At 52.0% G+C, this 23,510-nt stretch carries 20 protein-coding genes and 1 riboswitch; of the genes, 1 reads left to right on the top strand and 19 read right to left on the bottom strand.

Features of this window, described 5'->3' with window-relative positions:
* The 9 genes from H8B09_RS28955 to H8B09_RS28915 form a co-directional block, all read right to left on the bottom strand.
* The coding region (locus tag H8B09_RS28955; RefSeq protein ID WP_191207052.1) for an Ig-like domain-containing protein at nt 1-3,638 on the bottom strand (3,638 nt) is incomplete at its 3' end.
* Between the two features lie 348 nt (nt 3,639-3,986).
* Nucleotides 3,987-5,387, bottom strand: coding sequence for a cobyrinic acid a,c-diamide synthase CobB (locus H8B09_RS28950; protein WP_191207051.1), 1,401 nt, complete (start codon nt 5,385-5,387; stop codon nt 3,987-3,989).
* A complete protein-coding gene (locus tag H8B09_RS28945; protein ID WP_191207050.1) occupies nt 5,384-6,199 on the bottom strand; it encodes a cobalamin-binding protein in 816 nt (271 codons plus the stop codon). Before H8B09_RS28945 ends, H8B09_RS28950 begins: the two co-directional genes overlap by 4 nt.
* A 20-nt stretch (nt 6,200-6,219) precedes the next feature.
* Nucleotides 6,220-6,777 (bottom strand): cob(I)yrinic acid a,c-diamide adenosyltransferase, encoded by a 558-nt coding sequence (locus H8B09_RS28940; protein WP_191207061.1) that lies wholly within the window; start codon nt 6,775-6,777, stop codon nt 6,220-6,222.
* Nucleotide 6,778: 1 nt separating this feature from the next.
* A complete protein-coding gene (locus H8B09_RS28935) occupies nt 6,779-8,377 on the bottom strand; it encodes a cobyric acid synthase (protein WP_397376108.1) in 1,599 nt (532 codons plus the stop codon).
* 77 nt (nt 8,378-8,454) lie between these two features.
* Nucleotides 8,455-9,444 (bottom strand): ABC transporter substrate-binding protein, encoded by a 990-nt coding sequence (locus H8B09_RS28930; RefSeq protein WP_191207048.1) that lies wholly within the window; start codon nt 9,442-9,444, stop codon nt 8,455-8,457.
* 188 nt (nt 9,445-9,632) lie between these two features.
* A riboswitch (cobalamin riboswitch) is annotated at nt 9,633-9,848 on the bottom strand.
* Between the two features lie 172 nt (nt 9,849-10,020).
* Nucleotides 10,021-10,842 carry an acyltransferase domain-containing protein gene (locus H8B09_RS28925; RefSeq protein ID WP_191207047.1) on the bottom strand — a complete coding sequence of 274 codons (822 nt, stop codon included), beginning with the start codon at nt 10,840-10,842 and terminating at the stop codon, nt 10,021-10,023.
* A 57-nt stretch (nt 10,843-10,899) separates the two neighbouring features.
* A complete protein-coding gene (locus H8B09_RS28920; RefSeq protein ID WP_191207046.1) occupies nt 10,900-11,553 on the bottom strand; it encodes a M48 family metallopeptidase in 654 nt (217 codons plus the stop codon).
* Nucleotides 11,554-11,606: 53 nt separating this feature from the next.
* Nucleotides 11,607-12,593, bottom strand: coding sequence for a DUF4003 family protein (locus tag H8B09_RS28915; protein WP_191207060.1), 987 nt, complete (start codon nt 12,591-12,593; stop codon nt 11,607-11,609).
* Between the two features lie 131 nt (nt 12,594-12,724).
* Between H8B09_RS28915 and H8B09_RS28910 the strand changes: the two genes are divergently transcribed.
* Nucleotides 12,725-13,396, top strand: a complete 672-nt coding sequence (locus H8B09_RS28910; RefSeq protein WP_191207045.1) for a stalk domain-containing protein — start codon at nt 12,725-12,727, stop codon at nt 13,394-13,396.
* Nucleotides 13,397-13,463: 67 nt separating this feature from the next.
* On the opposite strand, the gene opp4C is transcribed toward H8B09_RS28910, so the two are convergent.
* From opp4C to H8B09_RS28860, 10 genes are all read right to left on the bottom strand, one after another.
* Nucleotides 13,464-14,384 (bottom strand): oligopeptide ABC transporter permease, encoded by a 921-nt coding sequence (gene opp4C, locus H8B09_RS28905; protein WP_191207044.1) that lies wholly within the window; start codon nt 14,382-14,384, stop codon nt 13,464-13,466.
* Entirely contained in the window at nt 14,381-15,355 is a 975-nt protein-coding gene (locus H8B09_RS28900) for an ABC transporter permease (protein WP_191207043.1), read from the bottom strand. Before H8B09_RS28900 ends, opp4C begins: the two co-directional genes overlap by 4 nt.
* Nucleotides 15,356-15,376: 21 nt before the next feature.
* Nucleotides 15,377-16,372 carry an ABC transporter ATP-binding protein gene (locus H8B09_RS28895; RefSeq protein ID WP_191207042.1) on the bottom strand — a complete coding sequence of 332 codons (996 nt, stop codon included), beginning with the start codon at nt 16,370-16,372 and terminating at the stop codon, nt 15,377-15,379.
* On the bottom strand, nt 16,369-17,379 hold the full coding sequence (locus tag H8B09_RS28890) for an ABC transporter ATP-binding protein (protein WP_191207059.1): 1,011 nt from the start codon (nt 17,377-17,379) through the stop codon (nt 16,369-16,371). Before H8B09_RS28890 ends, H8B09_RS28895 begins: the two co-directional genes overlap by 4 nt.
* 44 nt (nt 17,380-17,423) lie before the next feature.
* Nucleotides 17,424-19,058, bottom strand: a complete 1,635-nt coding sequence (locus H8B09_RS28885) for an ABC transporter substrate-binding protein (protein ID WP_191207041.1) — start codon at nt 19,056-19,058, stop codon at nt 17,424-17,426.
* A gap of 168 nt (nt 19,059-19,226) precedes the next feature.
* The gene (locus H8B09_RS28880) at nt 19,227-20,000 is read right to left on the bottom strand and encodes a DUF1684 domain-containing protein (protein WP_191207040.1); all 774 of its coding nucleotides are present in this window, start codon (nt 19,998-20,000) and stop codon (nt 19,227-19,229) included.
* A gap of 2 nt (nt 20,001-20,002) precedes the next feature.
* The gene (locus tag H8B09_RS28875) at nt 20,003-20,866 is read right to left on the bottom strand and encodes an alpha/beta fold hydrolase (RefSeq protein WP_191207039.1); all 864 of its coding nucleotides are present in this window, start codon (nt 20,864-20,866) and stop codon (nt 20,003-20,005) included.
* Nucleotides 20,867-21,330: 464 nt separating this feature from the next.
* Nucleotides 21,331-21,843 (bottom strand): N-acetyltransferase, encoded by a 513-nt coding sequence (locus H8B09_RS28870; protein WP_191207038.1) that lies wholly within the window; start codon nt 21,841-21,843, stop codon nt 21,331-21,333.
* 28 nt (nt 21,844-21,871) lie between these two features.
* Nucleotides 21,872-22,381 (bottom strand): hypothetical protein, encoded by a 510-nt coding sequence (locus tag H8B09_RS28865; RefSeq protein WP_224754112.1) that lies wholly within the window; start codon nt 22,379-22,381, stop codon nt 21,872-21,874.
* A 211-nt stretch (nt 22,382-22,592) separates the two neighbouring features.
* On the bottom strand, nt 22,593-23,378 hold the full coding sequence (locus H8B09_RS28860; RefSeq protein WP_191207036.1) for a hypothetical protein: 786 nt from the start codon (nt 23,376-23,378) through the stop codon (nt 22,593-22,595).
* Between the last annotated feature and the right edge of the window lie 132 nt (nt 23,379-23,510).

Raw genomic sequence — 23,510 nt, 5'->3', positions numbered from 1 at the left:
ATAGCTCCCGCTACCGTCGGCGCATGGTTGACTGGCGGCGCCGGGTTCACCGTAACGACGAAGGTCGTCGTTACACTGCCGCCGTTGCCATCGTTCGCCGTTACCGTCACCGTTGTCGTGCCCGCAGCCACTGGCGTAATGCTCACATTCGTTCCGCTTACGGATACCGTCGCCACGTTCGTATCCGACGATACCGCCGTGTACGTCAACGTATCCCCGTCCTCATCCGCGAACACGCCCGCCAGGCTCACCGTCTTGACGCTGCCGGACGCTTCCGCCGTTACCGGCGAGATAGCTCCCGCTACCGTCGGCGCATGGTTGACTGGCGGCGCCGGGTTCACCGTAACGACGAAGGTCGTCGTTACACTGCCGCCGTTGCCATCGTTCGCCGTTACCGTCACCGTTGTCGTACCCGCAGCCACTGGCGTAATGCTCACATTCGTTCCGCTTACGGATACCGTCGCCACGTTCGTATCCGACGATACCGCCGTGTACGTCAACGTATCCCCGTCCTCATCCGCGAACACGCCCGCCAGGCTCACCGTCTTGACGCTGCCGGACGCTTCCGCCGTTACCGGCGAGATAGCTCCCGCTACCGTCGGCGCATGGTTGACTGGCGGCGCCGGGTTCACCGTAACGACGAAGGTCGTCGTTACACTGCCGCCGTTGCCATCGTTCGCCGTTACCGTTACCGTTGTCGTACCCGCAGCCACTGGCGTAATGCTCACATTCGTTCCGCTTACGGATACCGTCGCCACGTTCGTATCCGACGATACGGCCGTGTACGTCAACGTATCCCCGTCCTCATCCGCGAATACGCCCGTCAGGCTCACTGTCTTGACGCTGCCGGACGCTTCCGCCGTTACCGGCGATATAGCTCCCGCTACCGTCGGCGCATGATTGACTGGCGGCGCCGGATTCACCGTAACGACGAAGGTCGTCGTTACACTGCCGCCGTTGCCATCGTTCGCCGTTACCGTCACCGTTGTCGTGCCCGCAGCCACTGGCGTAATGCTCACATTCGTTCCGCTTACGGATACCGTCGCCACGTTCGTATCCGACGATACGGCCGTGTACGTCAACGTATCCCCGTCCTCATCCGCGAATACGCCCGTCAGACTCACCGTCTTGACGCTGCCGAACGCTTCCGCCGTTACCGGCGATATAGCTCCCGCTACCGTCGGCGCATGGTTGACTGGCGGCGCCGGGTTCACCGTAACGACGAAGGTCGTCGTTACACTGCCGCCGTTGCCATCGTTCGCCGTTACCGTCACCGTTGTCGTGCCCACAGCCACTGGCGTAATGCTCACATTCGTTCCGCTTACGGATACCGTCGCCACGTTCGAATCCGACGATACCGCCGTGTACGTCAACGTATCCCCGTCCGCATCTGCGAACACGCCCGTCAAGCTCACCGTCTTGACGCTGCCAGACGCTTCCGCCGTTACCGGCGAGATAGCTCCTGCCACCGTCGGCGCATGGTTGACTGGCGGCGCCGAGTTCACCGTCACGACGAAGGTCGTCGTTACACTGCCGCCGTTGCCATCGTTCGCCGTTACCGTCACCGTTGTCGTACCCGCAGCCACTGGCGTAATGCTCACATTCGTTCCGCTTACGGATACCGTCGCCACGTTCGTATCCGACGATACGGCCGTGTACGTCAACGTATCCCCGTCCTCATCCGCGAATACGCCCGTCAGATTCACCGTCTTGACGCTGCCGGACGCTTCCGCCGTTACCGGCGAGATAGCTCCTGCCACCGTTGGCGCATGGTTGACTGGCGGCGCCGGGTTCACCGTAACGACGAAGGTCGTCGTTACACTGCCGCCATTTCCATCGTTCGCCGTTACCGTCACCGTTGTCGTACCCGCAGCCACTGGCGTAATGCTCACATTCGTTCCGCTTACGGATACCGTCGCCACGTTCGTATCCGACGATACGGCCGTGTACGTCAACGTATCCCCGTCCTCATCCGCGAATACGCCCGTCAGACTCACCGTCTTGACGCTGCCGAACGCTTCCGCCGTTACCGGCGATATAGCTCCCGCTACCGTCGGCGCATGGTTGACTGGCGGCGCCGGATTCACCGTTACGACAAAGGTCGTCGTTACACTGCCGCCGTTGCCATCGTTCGCCGTTACCGTTACCGTTGTCGTGCCCGCAGCCACTGGCGTAATGCTCACATTCGTTCCGCTTACGGATACCGTCGCCACGTTCGTATCCGACGATACGGCTGTGTACGTCAACGTATCCCCGTCCTCATCCGCGAATACGCCCGTCAGGCTCACTGTCTTGACGCTGCCGGACGCTTCCGCCGTTACCGGCGAGATAGCTCCTGCCACCGTTGGCGCATGGTTGACAGCACTAGACCCCGAGGAAACCGGCCAATTCGATTGGTTGCGATCGTCTATGCCCGTTTTCACCTGTTTGATTTGACTGCTCACTTGATTCAAATTCGCAATGATCTGAGACAGCTTGACATCCGCAGGCAATTGAATATCTTGAATCTTCACGTTATTGCCAAGCGTCACTCTTGCTTGAGGATCCGCAACATGCAAGGTGCTCACTTGTACATTCCCATGCAATTGAAACGGATGCCCGCCTTCCAATGCCAGATTTTGAACATTAGCATTCATGCTGACCTCAGATACGCCACTCGAAACAGATACATGACCAAGCGAATCCCCGCTTACTTGCACCCCATTGCCGGAAATACGCAGGGTGCCCTCAAAGCGGGTGCCCGTTGCATCAAGTACAACGCCATCCCGAACAATCTCTAGGCTCGACAAATCATTAATGCTTCGGTTCGTCGTCAGGAGATGTACAATCGCCCCCTGAAGCGCTTCGCTGTTGCGCTCCCCTAACAAGTTCCTCCATTCATTAGCTACCAAATAAGGAACGCCATCGATAATCAGCACATCTCCATCTACATTCGTAATCGTCCGAGTTTGCTCGCCCCGTTGGAAGATATCCACTAGAAACGTAACAATCTCTCCGCGTTGAACCATTTCTTTCGGATTGAAGTTCCCATCCTGTGTACCGATTAAACCAAGCCGCACAGCAGCCTCTACCTGATTAGCCGCCCACGCGGATACTTGCTGCGCGTCCTGGACATTCGTAGGCAAACCGCCTCGCGTATTTGCTCCGCCCACGGCACGCACAAACACCGCAGCCATTTCCTCGCGGGTTACAGGATCTTGCGGACGGAAGGAGTTTGCTCCTTTGCCGGTCATCAATCCTGCACGGGATACTGCATCTATGTACGAAGCGCTCCAGCTTGTATTCGGCACATCAGAGAATGAGGCAGGCTCATTGGACAGCGGCAAATTCATCGCCCGAACGAGTAACGCAGCAAACTCCTGACGCGATAAGTGGTCAAACGGTCTGAACGTTCCTACGGAATCGCCTTCCAATATCCCCATGCTACGAGCCTTCTGTATAGCCTCTTGTGATGCAATCGATAACCCCTTCAAGTCAGAAAAGCTTGACGAGCTAGTGCTTGTCGGATTGGGAATCGAAGCCTGATCCGCATAAGCCGCCCCAGGTATAATTCCAGTCAGCAATGCGCCGGCCAATAGAGAGCGTTGCAAGCGCTGTTTCGATAAAACCGTTCCTTTAAGTCTCTTTTTTTTGCTCATAGTAACCCCTCTGTCCGTATAATCATCATATTATTCTATATATCGACAAAACCCTCCCTTAATTTCACCTACAAAATCATCTTAGTTAAGACTTCGGAACTATAATTTATTCTATAAATCCAATATAATCGGTCCTAATATACTACAGTTTAAGAAGGACTGCTTGGGAATAGTTACAATACTGATAGTTATATCAGACGTTTCTGACATAATTCTTACAAATTCGACTTTTGTGACGCCTTTTCAGAAAATCAAGCAAGCAAAAACAGCCCGCACGGTGTGCGGACTGGGCTTTCGTCTATTTGGTTTATCGTTCATGCTCGACTACTAGATTAATCGCTCTCTCAATCAGTAGACTCGTTCCCGCAGCCTCAAACACGCCTCAACCCAGCGCTTCGCAAGCCAAGGCGCCGAGCCGAAATGGATGTGGGTATAACCAGCGGCGAGGCTTCCGACAGTAAAGCCTTCCGGCGATTGGCCGAACATCCCCTTCGTCACATAGGCGTAAGGAAGCGGCTCCTCGACACAATCATTCGGCTCATAGACCGAGTAGTGGAATTCATGTCCTCGCGCCTGCTCGCCTGGGCCGATAAGAAAATTGCCCGGCGCGCCGGTAATTTCCCGATAGCCCAAAGCAGCGAGCTTGCTCTGCATTCGTACGCGGCCCGGAATGATGCCGATCATCGGATAACCGACTCCGTTTCGCGCAACAATCTCCTCTGTCAGCACCATAAACCCGCCGCACTCCGCGATCGTCGGCAGCCCTCGGCGAATCGCCGAACGAATCGATTCCAGCGACTCGATCTGCCGGGACAGCGCCTCCGCGAATTCCTCCGGAAAACCTCCTCCGAGATACAGCCCGTCTGCATCAGCCGGGACCAACTCGCCTCTCAGCGGCGAGAATGGAATGATTGTCGCGCCATAATGCGTCAGCAGCTCGAGATTCTCCGGATAATAGAAGCTGAACGCTTCGTCTCTCGCTACTGCAATCTTCACCTTGGGCGAGATGGGATCCCCTGCAAACAGGGAGCTACCATGTATTGCCGCGCTCACACTCTCATTAACGGTTCCCATCGCCTCCAGCAGCCGATACAGTTCGAAGCCGCCTTTAACCCGCTCCGCCAGCAGCCCGAAGAATGGAGACAACTCCCCTCTTTCGATAGACGGTACCAAGCCCAAATGCCGCTCCGGCAGAACAAGCTGGTCGCCATGCTCGAGGTATCCGACAACCGGGATGCCGCACGTCTGCTCGACTGCCTTCTGAATCATCTCAAAATGTCCGCGGCTGCCGACCTTGTTCGCCACAACGCCGACAATTCGAACATCGGGATCGAAGCTTTGAAACCCTTGCACAATGGCTGCCGCACTCCTGGCCATGCCGCTGCAGTCGACGACCAGAAGCACCGGACTATCGATCAGCTTGGCAATGGCCGCGGTGCTCCCTTCGTTGCTGAGCGGGTCCTTCCCATCGAACATTCCCATCACGCCTTCAACGATAGCGATATCCGCCCCGCGAGCGCCTCTCTCGAACAGCTCGCGAGCAGCAACCGGCGCGCACATCCAGCTGTCCAAGTTGCGAGAAGGCCTGCCTGTTACAGCTGTATGGTAAGTCGGATCGATGTAATCCGGGCCGCATTTGAAGCCCTGCACAGCATAACCTAAGCTCTGGTATGCTGCCATCAATCCGATGGCGACCGTCGTCTTGCCTTCCCCGCTTCCTGGCCCCGCTATAACAATCGATCGTGTCATGCCAGCCACTCCTCCAGCTTCGCTTCGTCATATGCAGGATACTGATCAGGGTGCAGCATAGCAGCCAACTTGCTAAGCCCGGCGACTAGTCGCGGCGATGGACGGCAGTACAGCGGCTCCTCCATGACCAGCACGCGATTGTCCCGAACAGCCCGAAGCTCCGATCCCCCAAGGCGACTGCGAACGGTATCCGGCTTAACGAGATGCTGCTGTATGCCAACCCAGGCAAGCAGCATATAATCGGGATCTCGGCCGACGACATCCTCCCAGTCGGTCTTCACGCTCGCCCTTTCATCATCGGCAAATACGTTGACCGCGCCCGCCAGTTCGCTAATCTCAGTCAACCAATTGGCGCCGCCTGGCGTAAAGACCGGCTTCGGCCACCATTCCCAATACAACCTCGGTCTCTCTGTCACCGTCCGGCTTATTTCGCGATATTGATCCAGCATATGCTCATACCGTTCTCGTGCCGCAGCAGCATGCGCCAGCGTATCCGTTGCAGCGCCTACAGTCAGCATATTGCTGCCGATATCGGCCAAGCTGTTTGGATCAAGGACAATATAAGGAAGATTCCGCTCCTGCAGGCGCTCAATATTTCGTTCCATGCCTGGAACGCTCAGCGACGCGACGACCAGATCCGGTCGAAGCGCCTCCAGCGCGTCCATATCGATATCCATATCCGAGCCCAGCCGAGGAACGTTGTTCAACGTCTGCGGCCAATCCGAATATTTATCGACGCCAACAATGCGAGCAGCTAAACCGACGAATGCGAGCAGTTCTGTATTGCTTGGACACAGCGATGCGATTCTCATGGCTCCAGACCTCCTTTTCTTTAAAATTCGATGCCGCGAACAGCCGGCACACCTTCATCATAGTAATGCTTATGCGGCTTCATCTCCGTTACGAGATCGGCAGCGGCCAATACATCCGGCTGCGCATCGCGCCCGGTCAACACGAGATGCAGCCCTTGCGGACGGCGCTGAATCGTCTCCAGCACGTCTCCAAGCGGCAGTACATCGTCAATCGGGAAACGGTCGATAGCGAGCGCGTTGTTGATCTCATCCAGCACGACAAGTCCATGCTCTCCAGAAAGAATCCGTTCCTTCGCATAAGCCCACGCCTTCGCCAGCGCCTCGCGATGCTCCTCCGGCGTCTTCAACCAGGTAAAGCCGACGCCCATCTGATGAATCGGAATATCCAGCTTGTCGAGCATGATCGCCTCGCCATACGAACGTTCCGGCGATTTAATGAACTGAATGATCAATGGCTTTAATCCTCGCCCTGCGGCACGAATGGCCGCACCGATCGCTGCCGTCGTTTTTCCTTTGCCATCGCCTGTATAGACAAGCACCAACCCTCGTTCCTTGCTAGGCTTGCTTGTTTCCGTCATCTCATTCATTGCTGCTTCCCCCGTTCATGATCTCGTAGATCGCCGCCATATCGATATGCTTGCGAACATGGTCAGCTAGCCGATCAAAGCTCATCTCCCGTAGACTGCCGAACGGAGTTACCTCCTCGGACAACGGCAGTCCCTTGCTATGACGCGCTTCGTTCAGCCAATTATGGCGAAACTGATCATTGTGAAAAATATGATGGATATACGTACCCCATAGGAGGCCGTCATATGATATGGCTCCATCCAGATGATACGAAGTTGACTCTTCATTCAAGCGGCTTGACCGGATGCGGAAGGGCTGCATGACTGGATCCGTGAAGGTCGTCCGACCCATATGAATTTCATACCCTTCCACCGTTGTCGCTTCGTTCAAGCCTGCCCCGAACGTCCCTGTCACCCGCTCCGTCGTCTTCTCCTTCGCGAATACCGTCTCCATCGGGAAAAGACACAGTCCCGCTAGCTCCGGAACGTTCGATTCAACGCCGTCGGGGTCGAGCAGCCGTTGACCCATCATCTGGTAGCCCCCGCAGATGCCTACCGCTCTGCCGCCCTCTCGGATGTGCTTAAGCAGCAGTGCTTCAAGGCCGGATTCTCTTAGGAACAGCAAATCCTCCACTGTGTTTTTGCTGCCGGGTATAATGACGATGTCCGGCTCTCCCCACTCGCGTGCATGACGCACATAACGAAGGACGACGCCGGGCTCATGCTGCAGCGGGTCAAAATCGGTAAAATTCGAGATGCGCGGCAGCCGAATCACGGCAATATCCAGCTCATCGCTCGAGGCCGCACGCGTACGGTAGCCTCGGGCGTCCAGTGATGCCCCATCCTCGTCCTCCAGCTGCAGCCCGCCGAGATAGGGCACAACCCCAAGCACCGGCTTGCCGATTCGCTGCTCAAGCCAATCCAAGCCAGGCGTCAACAGCGAGACATCCCCGCGGAATTTGTTAATAATAATGCCTTTCACGCGGTCCCGCTCTTCCGGCTCCAATATTTCCATCGTGCCGACGATTGCTGCGAATACGCCCCCACGGTCAATGTCGGCAACCAGCAGCACCGGAGCGTCTGCCCAACCAGCCAGCCGCATATTGACAATGTCTCGATCCTTCAGGTTCACTTCCGCCGGACTGCCGGCTCCTTCGATCACGACAATGTCATTATCATCACGGAGACGGGCAAGCGCCTCCCGCACGATGGCCCCTGCTTTGGGAAGATAGTGCTCCCGATAATCCCGTGCGGCCATATCCATCAGCGGTTTGCCATGCACGACAACCTGCGACGCCATGTCCTTCGTTGGCTTCAGCAGGATCGGGTTCATATCGGTCGTCGCCGCAATGCCGCAAGCATCCGCTTGCATCCCCTGCGCTCTGCCGATCTCACGGCCATCAGGCGTCACATAAGAGTTGAGCGACATGTTCTGCGACTTGAAAGGGGCCACCTTCCTGCCGTCCTGCTTGAAGATTCGACACAGCGCTGTCGCAAGCAGACTCTTGCCGACATCGGACGCCGTACCCTGCAGCATGATCGTTGCGGCGAGATGCCGCGAGTCTGTCCCTTCGGTCTCGCACGACATTTCAGTATTGAAGCAGTCCGACATCATGAATTCCCTCCTAAAGTGAAAGAAAGAGGAGCACAATCTCGGCTCCTCCTCTGCATCTACCATTTGATCGCTTGTTATTTGACCGCTCCAGGATAAAGCGCGTTCGAGATCGCAAGCAGACCTTGCGTAATCCGCGGGCCTGGACGGGACAGCAAATTGCCGTCAACCCCGATTACCTGTTTGTCTTTCACCGCTTTAATCTGGTCCCAACCCGTGCGGCTGTAGATCAACTGATCGATCGTTTTGCCGCTGTCGTTGTCCATCCCGTCCAGCGTATACATAATAACGTCCGGGTTGTCGGCAACGATTCGCTCTTCATTGATCTGATACCAGCCTGCCACATCCGACGCGATATTGATGCCGCCTGCCAGCGTAATGAGTTCATCCATGAACTCGCCGCTGCCGACCGTCCAGCCCGGCGAGAACTCGATGTACATTTTCTTCTTATCCTTAACGGTCGCCGCCGCATCCTTCACCTTCTGGATGTCCGCATTCATCTGCCCGACCAGCGCTTCCGCTTCCGACTGTTTATCCGTGATTTGACCCAGTAACAGAATCTCGCTAAGCACGTCGTCCACCGATTTCGGATTCGACGCGAATACCTTCAGACCAAGCGAGTTCAAATGCTTGAGCGCCTCTTCGCTAATCGAGATGCCGGACACGACAAGATCGGATCCCGCAGCGACGATCGCTTCTGCATTAGGCTCGACTACGCCGCCGACTTTTGTTTTGCTCTTCGCCTCCTCCGGATAGTCATCGTAGTCCGATACGCCTACGATCCGGTCGTTCAAGCCGAGCGCGAACAACATTTCCGTCTCTGCCGGCGAAGTCGATACAATTTTCTCTGGCGCTTTCTCAAATGTGATTTCTTTACCCGATGCGTCCTTCACCGTAAGCGGATAGACCGTGCTCTTGGCTTCCTCTGTCTGTTCTTGTGAAGTTTCTGACGTCGCGTTCGAAACCGCATCCGCGTTCCCTTTGTTGTCCGTGCTCTTGTCCGCTCCGCATGCCGCCAACATCACAGCTAGCATAGCCGACATCAAAACTAGTAAAATACGTTGCATTCTTCTCTTCCCCTTACCGATTGTAATGGCGAGAATGCGCACAGTCCGATCCATTTTTATGAAAGGCCATACAACGAAAAAAAACCTTGTCTCCACAAGGAAACAAGGCGATACAAATCAGGAAAATAAACAAGCAAACAGACATAAGCGTCTGCCCTGATCGACCGATCCTTTCCGCGAAGGAGCTTCATTGGCGTACCGATTAGGCAGGTCTCCTGGCTTACGGGTTCATGACTTCCTCGCCTTCCCATTCGATAACGAACAGTGGCACTTCGAGGTCGTCCCCGTATTACAGTGGCGGGACCGCACCGGATTTGCACCGGTTTCCCTTTTAACCCTGCGCAATCCCCTTGAGCTCTAACAGCTCTTGAAGACCGACAAGGCACCTAACGGCATAAAAATATGATGGTTTTACGCAAAATCTCCCACTCATTATAACCGAGACTTGCGCACCTGGGAAGGCGATTCGGTCGATTGACAAGCAATTGTAACATGCCGGGCTACAGTGAACTCGCTCCGGACTCTAGAGCTTCAGGTATGAGCCTCTTCGGGGCCCTGTCATTTAAACTTCTTTCGTCAGCCCTTCCAAGGGTTCCGCTGCAGCGTCCCATATCCTGCTCCAATGCTGCCGCCATCCAACAGGCGGGTCTTGATTTTACGCTGCAAGGAGGTATGTTCCGGAAGATCGTGTATAGGAAGATCCGTTCTTCCATACACCCATCGGATCGAGCTGTCGTTCGTTTCATCTTCTCGAATCAAGTCGAACGCCTTCTGAAAGCGGACGATATTCGAGTTTTCCGGAAGCAGCTCGGCAAGAACAGGAGAAAGCAGCCAGGAATCGCACACCATATCGGACTCTCCATACTCCGGATAATATTGTTTGAAGAATGCTCTAGCGTCCTCATAGGACTTACGCAAGCTCTCGCGCCCCATGTCCGCATCAGCGGGAATATGGACATTGATTAACTTCTTGTCTTCCTTCTCGATCATTTCATATTCCAGCGCGCCGATTCGGAATTCGTGAAGCGACAGCTGTCTAGGAAACCACCATCCCCACACGAATGCATAGGCGCCATGCACCTCGTAATGCTCTTCAACGAATCGGGTGCAGAACTTCATCGTATCGATAAAGATGGTCTCGCTGATTCCTCTCTTCCCGTATTCCTTATGCGCATCTACTGCACGCAGAAGCATACACGAGAGCATTTTGCTTCCATCCGGGTCGTCTCCCAGAACCTCTGCTATATCTTTAACCGCCTTCTCCCAAGTGGAGGGGGCATTCAGGGCGTCTATAAAGGGCTCTGTCGTTGTCTCGTCGAACCCGCCCGCGAATTCCAGCACTTTTCTTTTCATTTGATCCGGCAAGCCAATGCATGCACACACTTCTTGCAAATTCATATTCTCTTCTCCTATCAAACAAAAGTGACGACATCATCTTCTATTGACACCATGCAGCTAGAGCGTCATCGCCTGCCCATACCGAGCTAGGAAAGCTTCCTTCTCTTTATAGTCGGGCATAATGCTCCCAATGAGCCGCCAGAAGGAACGATCGTGATTCATATGCTTGAGATGGCACAGCTCGTGCACAATGACATAATCGATGACATCGACCGGCGCCATCGCAAGGCGATAATTAAACATTAACTGCTTGCTTGAGCTGCAGCTTCCCCATTTGGTGCTGGACTCGGCGATTTCGATCGATTTGGGCACCAGCTTCAACTGTCGCTGATAGCCCGCAACACGCTCTTGGACAACCTTCTTGCAGCTGGCAAAATAAAACTTCTTCAATCGCTGCCGAAGCTCCTCTTCGCTCGCCGCTCCCGTATCAATCAGCTCTTCCAGCTTGTAGTAACGGCCGAGATGAAGAAACTTGCCTTGATCCTCATACTCTCGGATATGAGATACATCGCGAGCTCTCTCAATCGCATCAAGTTGCGCCGCGATTTGCTGTCCATACTGCTGTACGGCGCGCACAATCAGCTCTTCGCTGGTACCATTCGGTGCCTTCACCGTAACAAATCCCGTCGGATCGACATGGATCGATAACTTGCTTCGCTGTCCATAGGACACGTGGAATTCAATGATTCGTTCACCTTGTTGAATATACATATCAACCATTATAGCCTACACTCTGCAGCGAGGGATAGCTCGCGTTCATGCCATTAATGGGACGATGAAGACGCAGCAACCGCCGATGCCGTCGCCGCCGCCGTAATTGCCGCTTGCTGTGCAATGAGGATGTTCGTAAGGCTCGTGCTAAGCGCGGTAATTGGGACGATGTCAGAGCCCGATGATTCTTGCAGATGCTGATAAGCAACGAAGGCCGAGCTATAAAGCAACAACTCCGGCTCTGTAACCGACCATCTGCTGAAACCCTTCTGCATGCGCAGCCATTCAGACGTCTGCACAAGATCTTCTACGATGTCCCCATCATCGCAAGGAAGCAAAGTCAATACACCAAGCGAGGATAGCGTATCGGACCGGTCCATCTTAATCCCCTTGGAACGGAAAGCATCCTTCAGCCTCAATACTCTGGATACGGGGTCTGTCATTCCTTCTCCCAGGACAAGCACCTGAGATAATGCCTGCAATCCATTGCCAATACGCAGCTCAGCCTTTAGTAGGGTGTACAACTGCTCCATCCGCTCAGTCCCTGCTGTGACCTCAATATCGGAGAGTGCTAGCATCGCAGTGAAAATATAATCATCCTGTCCCGTCAGAAACGGGTGGTTCTCTTTCATCGCTGTATAGAAGGATCTCGCTCGCTCCGTAACATCTGCATACTGCTCTACCGTCGCATGAGCGGCGATCTGGTAAGCGGCAACCGATAGGTAAGGCGAGGATCTGAATTTCAGCCCTCTTAACAGCTCCAATACATCTAATGCACGAGCTAGTTGTGTATCAGGATCACTGGAGAGCGATAACTGCGAAGCGAAGCTAACAACCGCACTGCCTCTGAACGAAGAGAAGATGCCTGTGTTCTTCTTGATCCTATCTATATTTTCTCTAATCGCTGGTACATCTACTGTCCGATCTTCCACGGTATATAGCAGTGCCGCTAGTCGATTCACCATCGCGTGATGCCACTTGAATGACGTCTTCATCTCTCCAGCATTGTCTGCGAACAATGCCAATCTGTCCTTGTTCATTCTCACGATACAGACCTCCCTATTTTCAGGAATAAGACTTTGGAATCATATTACAATTCCATGATTCTATGTACAATATAAACTGATATTTTCCAAAATCAAACATTCATTAATCGAGAGGAAGTGACGGTATGAAGAAACAATGGATTGCAGCCGGAGCTGCAGCTATTCTGCTGCTAAGTACGAGCGCAGGCGTGTATGCAGGAACGAAGCTTCAGCAGATCAAGGCATATTTGGATCCTTCGATGAAATTCAAGGTGGACGGAAAACCGTTTCAGCCTCAGAATGACAAAGGCGCTGTTCTAGCCCCAATTTCCTACAACGGAAGTACCTATCTCCCCGTTCGGGCCATCTCCAAGGCGCTTGGCGTTGCGATTGAATATGACGGCAAGAACAATACGGTTCTGCTCGGCGAGAAGATCGATGGCATCCCGATTGCCGACGGTTTTACCGGCGATCAGCACACGAAGGATCCTCAGTTAACGAGCTACAATGGCAAGGACTACAAAGATGTATTCTTCAACAATTTGAGCGGCAATCGATCCAGCAGCTTTATCCTTTATCCGAAGGGCAAATACCAGAAGCTGTACCTCCAAGTAGCCGCTATTGGCAAGGATATCGAGAGATTCTTCGTTCAGGATGATCGGGACGATAGCAAGCTCAAAATCGACACGATTGCCGTTAGCGAAGGATTGAAAACATTCGAGATCAATATTAGCGGTGTAGATGAACTGTTTATATACGCAGATGTGGAGGATGGCGGCAGCATGTTCGTTCCTCTGACGACTTCCTATTACAAGTGAACATGAGTAAATACCAGAAGCCCTGTCCATTGGACAGGGCTTCTTTGTTGGCGCAACTCACTTGGCGCTATTTATTATTCTTAGGGTCAAGCGTATCCCGCAGCGCATCCCCAATGAAGTTGATGGATAGTACCGTAATAATGATGAGCACACCCGGCGGAAGCCATAACCAAGATTGGCTGAGCAGAACGGTAAGCGATTGGGCGCTTGCCAGCATATTGCCCCAGCTTGGCGTAGGCGGCTGAACGCCCAATCCGAGGAAGCTCAGTGCCGCTTCGTCGAGAATGGCTAACGCTACACCAGAAGTCGCATAGATCAGAATTGGCGCTACTGTATTCGGAAGAATATGCTGGAACAGAATTCGCGGCATTCGGAATCCAAGCACAACGCTTGCTTTCACATAATCCATCTGCTTGATCGACAACACGTTACCTCTAACGAGACGAGCAACGCCTGGCCAGCCCAGTACGCCTAAGATCAGAATAATGTTTAACAGCCCTGGTCCCACAATGCTGGACACGACCAGAATAAGCATGATGTAAGGGAACGACATGAAGATGTCTGTAATTCGCATAATAATGCCGTCAATCCAGCCGCCAACATAACCGGAGATCAGTCCGAGAACCGTCCCGATTGCAGCAGAGATCGCCACTGCACCTATACCGACGGCTAGCGATACTCTTGCCGCATAGATGAGACGGCTGAGCATATCCCGTCCGACCAAGTCTGTCCCGAGCGGATGCTTCCAGGAAGGCCCCTCCCCGAAGGAATCGGTTACGGTGGTTGGCGCATAGGCCGTTATGAATGGGGCCAGCACCGCGCACAGTGCAATGACACATAGCGCGAAGACCCCCGCTACCGCAAGTTTATGGCGCTTGAAGCGGATGAAGAACATACCCTTGGAGCTGCCATCTCGTTCGGTCCATACCAGATCGGTGCCAACTGCCGGTTCCGATCGCCGAATGAAATACCGTTTGAATAGATTCATGATTTGGCCGCTCCTTGATAGCTGTATTTGATTCTAGGATCGACCAAGGCATATAGAACGTCTGTCAGCAAGTTAGCAAGAATAACGACGAAAGCCGCTACCAAATTTAGTCCCATAATTGTGGAATAATCACGGCTCATAATCGAGGACAGTGTTAATTGCCCGATACCCGGCCAGGAGAAAATCTGTTCAATGACAACTGCACCTCCGAACAGAATCGGAATCTCCATGCCCAGCACCGTTACAATCGGAATAAGAGCATTGCGCATCGCATGGCGGTTAACAACAAGAAATTCTCTTAATCCCTTGGCACGTGCTGTTCGCAGATACTCCTGCCCCATAATCTCCAGCATGCTCGATCGTACGTAACGTACGTTTCGTCCCGCAACGCTAGCTGTCAGAACGATAACAGGCAGGATCATATGCCGCAATACATCTACCACTCCTCCGCTGCCGCCTAACACCGTCATACCGCTGGAAGGAAGCCAATGCAGCTGAAGAGAGAATATATAGATGAGTCCAAGGCCCAAGAAGAAGCTAGGAACCGATATTCCCAAGAATGAACCCGTCATTGCTGTGTAATCGAGCTTGGAATATTGTCTCGTCGCACTTAGAACGCCTAGCGGAATGGCAATCGCAACGCCGAGAATGAGCGAAGTCCCCATAAGCAGCACAGTAGGCCCCATATGGCTCCATATCATCTTCGTTACGGACTCATACGTAATCATGGAATAGCCCAGATCCCCGTGGAGTACGAGGTTCTTCAGCCAATGATAATATTGGACGTATACGGGCGAGTTCAGCCCAAGCTCTACCTTCTTCGCTTCAATCGCCGCGGCAGGAAGCTTCGGACTGACGAGCATATCGATAGGACTGCCTGGCGCCATTCTCATAATGATAAAGTTGATGATCGTTACCCCGAACAGAACCGGAATGGCAATCAGGATCCGTCGTATTACATAATTAAGCACAGCTAACACCCCGGATCTTCATCAATTGGAGAAAAAACAAGCGGATGCATGGTCGCCATCGCCAATCAGCTCGGGCTCTTGTTCACGACACTGCGCTGTTGCCACCGGACAGCGTGAATAGAACCGGCAGCCGTGGGACGAAGGGTTCGCATTGATCGCATCGTCCTGGAGCACAGTTCGCGCATTGAGCCGAAGCCGCGGATTCGCAATCGGGAATGCATCCAGCAGCGCCTTCGTATACGGATGCTTGGGATTACGGAATAACTCCTCCGCCGTGCCGATCTCTACAATTTTGCCTAAATACATGACCGCGATTCGATCGCTCATATATTTGACAGCGCCCAGACCGTGGGCAATAAACAAGTACGTCAGATTTAACTCTTGCTGCAGATCCTTGAGCAGGTTCATCACCTGCGCTTGAATGGATACATCCAGTGCCGACACCGGTTCATCGCACACGATCAGCTTCGGACGCAGCGATAAAGCACGGGCAATGCCAACCCGCTGCCGCTGCCCACCTGAGAATTCATGAGGATAACGATGCTTGCTCGTTGTTGGAAGCCCTACGATTTCAAGCAGTCGGTCGACTTCCGATGAGACTTCATTCTTCGGTACAATACGATGCACCAACAAAGGTTCAGCGAGCAGATCTTCAATCGACTTGCGAGGGTTCAACGATGAATACGGATCTTGGAACACAATTTGCAATTTCGATCGAAAATCGGTCATCTCCCGATTAGACAAGGAGGAGATTTCCGTTCCTTCGAACAGAATCCGCCCCTCCGTCGGCTTCTCAAGCCCGACGATGGAACGCCCAATAGTCGACTTACCGCAGCCGGACTCTCCAACCAAGCCGAGGGTTTCTCCTGGCAGAATCGTTAGGTCGACGCCATCTACTGCTTTAATGCTGTTAACCGAGCGGTTCAACAGACCTCGGCGAATCGGATAATGCTTCTTCAGTCCATCCAAGACGAGCAGCGGGGCTGGGGAACTGCTGGCAGCCTCGTAATTATTCATGAGCTTACTCCCCCTCCCGATTGTCGCTCGCTGCTTGCGGCTGCTTCTACTTCCCAGCAGCGAGTCCAATGACCCTGCTGCGTCGCTTCAAGCGTCGGCGGATGGCTGAGACAGTGTTCTGTTGCATATGAGCAGCGATTATGGAACCGGCATCCCTTCAGCGACTGGTACATCGTCGGAACGGACCCGGGAATCGATACTAACCTTGCGTCTTTGTCCGCATCCAGATGGAGAACGGACCTTAGCAGACCTTGTGTGTAGGGATGGCCTGGACGATCAAACAACGTGAAGACGTCCGTCTCCTCGACCACTTGCCCCGCATACATAACGAGTACGCGATCGGCGATTTCGGCAACAACGCCTAGATCATGTGTAATGAGGATAATCGCCGTACCCACTTCCGCGCACAGCTCCTTCATCAGCCTGATGATCTGCGCCTGGACAGTAACATCCAGTGCCGTCGTCGGCTCGTCCGCGATAAGCACCTTCGGTTTGCATGCGAGCGCCATTGCAATCATGACGCGTTGTCTCATACCGCCTGACAAGGCGAACGGATAGTCCTTCATAATTCGTTCAGGCCGCGGCAGGCCGACCTTCTTGAGCATCTCGATCGCGCTCGCGCTAGCTTGCTTCTTATCTTGATCGGTATGAAGCTGAATCGCTTCAATCATCTGGTATCCGATCGTGAAGACTGGATTGAGCGAAGTCATCGGCTCTTGAAAAATCATAGAGATCCGATTGCCTCGGATCTCCTGCATTTGCTTCTCATTCAGTTCCAGCAGATTGGTGCCGTCCAGAACGATGTTGCCATGATCGATGCGGCTGTTCTTGCCTAACAGCCGCATGATGGATAATGCCGTAACGCTTTTGCCACAGCCGGATTCTCCAACGATAGCCAATACTTCCCCGGCCTTCAGCGAGAAGCTCACATCGTCTACGCTAACGACTTGCCCTCGGTCCGTCTCGAATACCGTCCGTAATTGATTGACGTCTAGAACGTTCTCTATTGTGACTACCCCCTTACTGACGGATTCGTTGACTTGACGAAAGTTTATTTAACATCCCACTCATTCACGTTAATGAACATACCGAAGTCTTTCGGCGAAGCGCCTGTTACTCGATTGTTCACAGCACCCAGCGCTTTCGTTGCATAAATGGATGGCATCGGAACATCTTGTGCAATGATTTGCTGCAGCTTCGCGTAATCCGATGTGATCTTCGCTTCGTCCGTCTCGGCGCCCAAGGAAGCGAGAATTTGTTCAACCTCTGCATTCTTGTATCCGCTCGGATTGCCTTCATTCAAGAAGTAAGCGATGTCCGGCAGCGGATTGATCGGCGTCAAGGATACCGTCAGAATGCCCAAGTCGTAATCCATCTTCACCAACTTGTCGATCAGCGTTGCGAGGTCCAACATTTGAATTTTGACAGGGATGCCTACTGCGTTCAGGTTCTCCGCAATAATATTGGATGCTTGCTCGAGCGTCGCGTCACCGGAAAGAACCGACAGCGTCAACGTCTTGCCCGATTTCCAGCCCGATTCTTGCAGAAGGCTCTTCGCTTTCTCTGGATCGTACGCAACCGGCTGTACAGTCTCGTCACGGTATGGGCTGTAGCTTGTGAAATAACCATCTACAACCTCGCCAGCCCCCTTCAGCAGTTTATCTACGATTTGACCACGGTTCATGGCATAGGAAATCGCTTGTCTCTGCTTCGCATCCGGCACAACTTTCTCGTTGATGTACATGAATTGCGTTGCAATCGGCGGTCCATCCACCGTCGTTACGCTGTTGAGACCTTTGACCTTCTCATAGTCGTTGATTGGGATAACGCCGGCAGAAGGAATGTTCATATCAATCTCACCGCTCTGAAGCTGAGTGGAGATTGCCGAGCCTTGCAGCACTTTGAAGTTCAATTGTTCCAGCTTAGGAGCGCCCTTGAAGTAATCCTTGTTCGCTTCCATCGTGACGTAGTGATCGCGATCGATGCTTGTCAGCTTGAACGGACCGCTCGTCACTGTCGGCTTCTGCATGAAATCGCTCTTATTAATGTCTGCAGGCGCAATATCCTTCAGTGCGGATTGCGGCAGCGTCATCAGGTTTCTTCCGATCGTATCTTTAAAGATGTTAAGCGTTGTTGGTGCTTTAGTCGTGAACGTAAGCGTATGCTCGTCTACCTTCTTCACGCCAGCGATATCGGCCGTCCCTTCTGGCAAATAACCAGAATCGTCAATACCTTCAATAGTTGCGAATATATAAGCGTAATTGGAAGCTACAGCAGCGTTCGTCATCAGCTTAAGCGTAAAGATCACATCGTCAGCCGTTACAGGCGTTCCATCCGTCCATTTGGCTTGTTCGTTCAGTTTGACCGTAAAGGTTTTGTTATCCGTCGTCTCAATGGAATTCGCCAGCATTGGCTTGTACGTCAGATCCGAATCGAGTTCCACAAGCGGCGGGAACATCAGTCCTGCAACATAAGTGGATACCAAGCCTACTGGGGCGAGCGGGTTAATGCCGCTTGGTGCATACGTGACCCCGATATTGACGACCTTCTTGCCATTAGCTGCAGACGTGCTGTCCGTTCCTGCGTTATTGCTATTGGCGTCGCTGCCGCTGCAAGCCGTCAACGTGACTAAGAGAGCAGCAAGCAATAGCATTAACGACATCTTCATACCTTTTCTAGTAATCATGATTATATAACCCCTCTTTTTATTCCTATTATTCTTATTGGCTTTATCTGAGTATCGAATGTTTTTGAGGATTTGTCAATATGCATCGAAATTTGTCGAATATATGTCAAAAAAAGAGGACGGGTGACATTCTCCCGTCACATCTATTATGGATTCAACGAGACGAACTTAACGATGGACAACCTGCTTTTCCCCTGCCTTAACTTCGAAGGGCAGTCGATTCTGCCGCGGCGGAATCGGGCAGTTGAAATGATGCGAGAAGGCACAGGACGGCAGGAATGCCCGATTGAAATCAAGGACAGCAGTCCCGTCGGTATTTACGGTAACGAGCAGCATACGCCCCAGTCCATACGTTTCTTGACCATTCGTCAGGTCACCGAAGATGATGATGAGCGATTCACCCGATGCGAAAGGGGTCATTCGGCAAGGGACGCCATCTACTTCGAACTGGATCTCACCCGGTGACTGATGATGACGAAGGCTGCCCTCTTGATCGGCAATATGAGCAAAGGAAGCCGTCTGACCTTGCTCGCCTGCAACATAGGTTCCTTCGATAATCCATTGAGGGTCGTACGGGTAGGTCGAGATCGAATCGAAGCTTTGCACCGGTTCGATTTGTATATCCCACACGGCCAGCAAATGCTCAGATCCAGGCTGTTCGGTCGCCATAGCACTCAGCGTATCCGAGAACTGTACGACAGAAACATCCGACTCCAGCGTGACTGTCCCTTCGACGGGTCGGCCATCTACGGTAATACCATCCGAGATTGACGCAGTCAATAAGAGACCGTTTGACGCCGATGTACGAGGAGCCCATAGGCCCGGTATGCCATCGATACGTGTTGGTTCTTGGATATTCTGGAGAAGAATCAATGCCAGATCACCTTGGGGACCAATGACCGATTGATGGCGATAGGCTCTCCATTCCTCTAGCGGCATCATCGTTAAGCACCCTCTCCAACAACAAATTCGGACACTTTACGAATGAAAGCATCATGCTCTTCAATAAACGGCATATGTCCGCTCTCCTCGAACACAATTAGTTCCGATTGCGGAATCAACTGGTGCATTTCCTCCGATTGAGACACAGGTGTAATCCAATCATAGCGGGCAGCGACAATGAGCACAGGCATTGGGAATGCTAGAAGCTGCGGCCGCACATCATATTGTGGGATGAAATGTTTGAACGTATAGTTAGCAACCTCAAGCGATCCAATTGGACGATTGCCGGTTTCCATCATTAGCTGTTCATCTTTCACGTGGAAATACAGCGGGAAGTTGATGTCCCACCATGCAATGAGCTGCTCCTCATTCTCAACTCGTCCCTCGAACAGCTCAGGAATAACTCGAAGCTGTTCTGGCGTTGCGATACGGCTAGCGATCTCAAGCGCCGCAGGATAGAATTCCTTGCTCGGAGCTGTACAGATAAGTAGAAGCTTCTCCAGCGAAGTCGGATAACGGCTTGCGTACACTTGCGCAACCATTCCTCCGAACGAGTGTCCAAGTAGATGGATGCGATCGAAGCCCAAGTAAAGCCGCATCGCTTCGATATCGTCAGCTAATTGCTCTAGTGTACAAGTCGCCGGATCAACTCTCTCCGACTGGCCATTGCTGCGCAGGTCTAAGTAAACGATTTGCATATGTTCAGTCAGCGGCGTCAGCCAAGGCTTGAAGTCCGAGTGATCGCTTCCTGGACCGCCGTGTACGGCGAATAAAACAGGACGAGCCACCATAGAGCTTCCCACTGGCACATAACCGGATCCTTCAACATCAAAGTACAAACGGGTTCCATTCACAGTTGCAAACATAGATGAACACCTCTATCCATTCTCATATAAGTATATACTTTCACAATTATCCATGGTGAATTCATATAGGTCAACAAGGGTATATTAAGATAATGTAACAGTATAATTAGTGATTTGACTAGCAATACACTTTATTTGGAAATAATTATAACAAAAACCTGATCATATATGATCAGGTTCTGTACTGTTAGTTTTTGATTTTGCTATACTGCAAGGTTTCCCCGTTCTCCGTCGCTTCAATGACATCCGGCTTGTCAAAAGAGAAAGGGGCTGTCCCAAACGTCATACTAGATGACAGTTGGGACAGCCCCCATTGCGCTAGCTAGCGATTATTTCGCCGCTGCTGCGGAAGTTCTTACTTGCTCGTTTGCTTTCAGAGCGTCGAGGATGATACGGCCAAAGCCGCTGCCTTTCACGACTTCTTTAAGATCTGGTCTCGGTGGGTACATAGTTTGTCACCTCCTTTACTTAATATCATTTGATAAGGTGTCGAGTCTTAAATACCGCCTTAGATCATCGCATGCTGACTCGTACACAGCCTCTAATCGGCCATTACTCTCCCTCTCACCTATTCGCTTAGCAAACTTAGCGTACAATCGGTTGAGATAGCCATGGTCTGCTCGCACATGGAGTCGGACCCAACGAACATCGTTGTTTTCCTCTATAACTTGACGCAGCCAATCTCCGAAGCCTTTATAGAAAGCGTGGCCGCTGCGATATGCGGGCGATACAATGCTAGATTCTATAAATACCGTATCCTGATCTGCCTCGTAACGATATTGAATAAAGCCCTGCAGCTTACCATTCTCGTCATCAAACAAATGAATCCGACTCTCGTGCAATGAGACAACCAGATGCACAATCGCCTCTTGAAAAGGATAATGTTCGTCAAACTCGTGGCTGTGCTCGATATAGTAGCTGGCGAATCTCGCATAGTCCTTATCCTGTTTACATGGTGTCGCGTAGAGACGTCCCACTACTCATTCCTCCTTGCTCTCATGCATGTCATGACAATCTGCGCTTGAACCTTGCTAAGTAGCTGCTTAGCTTATCCAACGCAACACGGTACCCGACAACCGACTCCCCTATGCTTGTCCGCTCGGCGAACTTACCGAACAGCCTTGTCGTATAGTCATCCGTCCCCGTCCAAAATACTAGCTCCGATACCTCTTCGCCCAGCTCGTTCAAATGCTCCACAAGTGTGTACAGACCTTGAAGGAACAATGTCGTGCACCTATGCGTCTCTGCTAGATAAGCAACCTGAAGCTGTACAATATGTCGATCCTCATAGTTACCTTCGCCAGTACCGTGGATATAGCTGAATGCGCCAACAGCTTCCCCATCGTCATCCAAGCACAAGAAGCATTCATTCGCCATAAGAATGGGACTCGCAATAAAGCCGAACGCGACAGGAAAAGGAAACGGCAGCCTTAAGCCCTCATAATGAGTCAACAAAAAGTCGATGTACTTCCGTTGATACATCTCGGTAGCACAAACAGAAAACGCTTCGTACATGGTGTCCAAGCTCCTAGTTCTTTTGTTACATTATAGGCTATTTTTACCGATTAGACTATAAAATTTCGTTAATTTATTCCTTTTTTTCACCCTTTCGACAAACGGACATGGGCCTCTCAGGACCAAACATAGTCAAAAACACCCTCTGTTCGCCCCCGCATACTGCGATACGGAAATAGGCTGAAGGTGTTAATAAAGGTCCTTACCACTTCTATTGAGATTGTTCGGGAATATTGTCTCTAGGGATAACTTTTAGCAGATGCAATTCATCGTTGGCGATTTGATATACTTCAAGCACTCTTCGGAATGGTAACCACTCTACCGCGCCTGTAGATACTACTTTCTCGATTATTAGCTCAGGGGTATTATCATTATCAAAGTCTCTGATCTCGTACATACTAGTTGTTGTCTCTTCAATGATCCCTTCAGAATGTGCGCTCAAATACCCCTCATAGTAAGCCTCATCAATAGGTACTCGAGTAGACAGGGAGAGTCTCGGGATTTCTAAACTCACTTCTCCATCCCTATAGTCCGAAACGGTATATGCCAATTCCACCCTACCGTCTGTGTTACTATCCCATACTTTCACTAGACCGGTTTCATCATATGTAAAGACCCACAGGTCAGCTTTTGTCCCTATTTTATTCGTATTCCATAGGACGCTTACAAGGATTAGCTTATGGTTGGAATCCTTCTCGTTCAGTAGATGTATACTAGGCTCTTCATAAAAAGGATGCGTATCTTGTTCCAGCATGGATCCTTCTAATTTAATCACCGCCCGCTGAACCTCTACTTGCAGGTTGATATTCTGCCCCTCCAGGGTGATCGATGCCTGATCGTTCACCTTATCCCCATTCAAGTCTGCAAGAACCAGGCTCTTTCCACCGCCCTGATTATCCTCATCGTTATAATCAGGCGCTTCTGGATTACTACAACTGCTGTACAACAGCAAAATAACGATTGCAAGCAGCGATTTTACGCGTATGTACCCATTCAAAGTTTATCCTCCACTCCTCATCATTCCGGCCTGTCTCCTATTAATCACCTTCGAATCGCATCAGTCATTTTATCACTCAATTACCATAACATCACTTCCGCTATTTTCGCTGCAAACTGCAGAAAAAAAAAT

The organism is Paenibacillus terricola (genome assembly GCF_014779765.1).
Classification (GTDB): Bacteria; Bacillota; Bacilli; order Paenibacillales; family Paenibacillaceae; genus Paenibacillus_T; species Paenibacillus_T terricola.
The sequence above is the reverse complement of the archived record's forward strand: the minus strand, read 5'-3'. Positions and strand labels throughout refer to the sequence as shown.

Excerpts from the sequence above, each read along its gene's own strand:
- H8B09_RS28885 (WP_191207041.1), bottom strand. The coding sequence starts at position 19,058 with ATGATTACTAGAAAAGGTATGAAGATGTCGTTAATGCTATTGCTTGCT.
- H8B09_RS28935 (WP_397376108.1), bottom strand. The coding sequence starts at position 8,377 with ATGTCGGACTGCTTCAATACTGAAATGTCGTGCGAGACCGAAGGGACA.
- H8B09_RS28940 (WP_191207061.1), bottom strand. The coding sequence starts at position 6,777 with ATGACGGAAACAAGCAAGCCTAGCAAGGAACGAGGGTTGGTGCTTGTC.
- H8B09_RS28925 (WP_191207047.1), bottom strand. The coding sequence starts at position 10,842 with ATGAATTTGCAAGAAGTGTGTGCATGCATTGGCTTGCCGGATCAAATG.
- opp4C (WP_191207044.1), bottom strand. The coding sequence starts at position 14,384 with ATGAATCTATTCAAACGGTATTTCATTCGGCGATCGGAACCGGCAGTT.
- H8B09_RS28865 (WP_224754112.1), bottom strand. The coding sequence starts at position 22,381 with ATGTACGAAGCGTTTTCTGTTTGTGCTACCGAGATGTATCAACGGAAG.
- H8B09_RS28930 (WP_191207048.1), bottom strand. The coding sequence starts at position 9,444 with ATGCAACGTATTTTACTAGTTTTGATGTCGGCTATGCTAGCTGTGATG.
- H8B09_RS28875 (WP_191207039.1), bottom strand. The coding sequence starts at position 20,866 with ATGTTTGCAACTGTGAATGGAACCCGTTTGTACTTTGATGTTGAAGGA.
- H8B09_RS28895 (WP_191207042.1), bottom strand. The coding sequence starts at position 16,372 with ATGAATAATTACGAGGCTGCCAGCAGTTCCCCAGCCCCGCTGCTCGTC.
- H8B09_RS28950 (WP_191207051.1), bottom strand. The coding sequence starts at position 5,387 with ATGACACGATCGATTGTTATAGCGGGGCCAGGAAGCGGGGAAGGCAAG.
- H8B09_RS28920 (WP_191207046.1), bottom strand. The coding sequence starts at position 11,553 with ATGTATATTCAACAAGGTGAACGAATCATTGAATTCCACGTGTCCTAT.
- H8B09_RS28945 (WP_191207050.1), bottom strand. The coding sequence starts at position 6,199 with ATGAGAATCGCATCGCTGTGTCCAAGCAATACAGAACTGCTCGCATTC.
- H8B09_RS28880 (WP_191207040.1), bottom strand. The coding sequence starts at position 20,000 with ATGATGCCGCTAGAGGAATGGAGAGCCTATCGCCATCAATCGGTCATT.
- H8B09_RS28910 (WP_191207045.1), top strand. The coding sequence starts at position 12,725 with ATGAAGAAACAATGGATTGCAGCCGGAGCTGCAGCTATTCTGCTGCTA.
- H8B09_RS28915 (WP_191207060.1), bottom strand. The coding sequence starts at position 12,593 with ATGAACAAGGACAGATTGGCATTGTTCGCAGACAATGCTGGAGAGATG.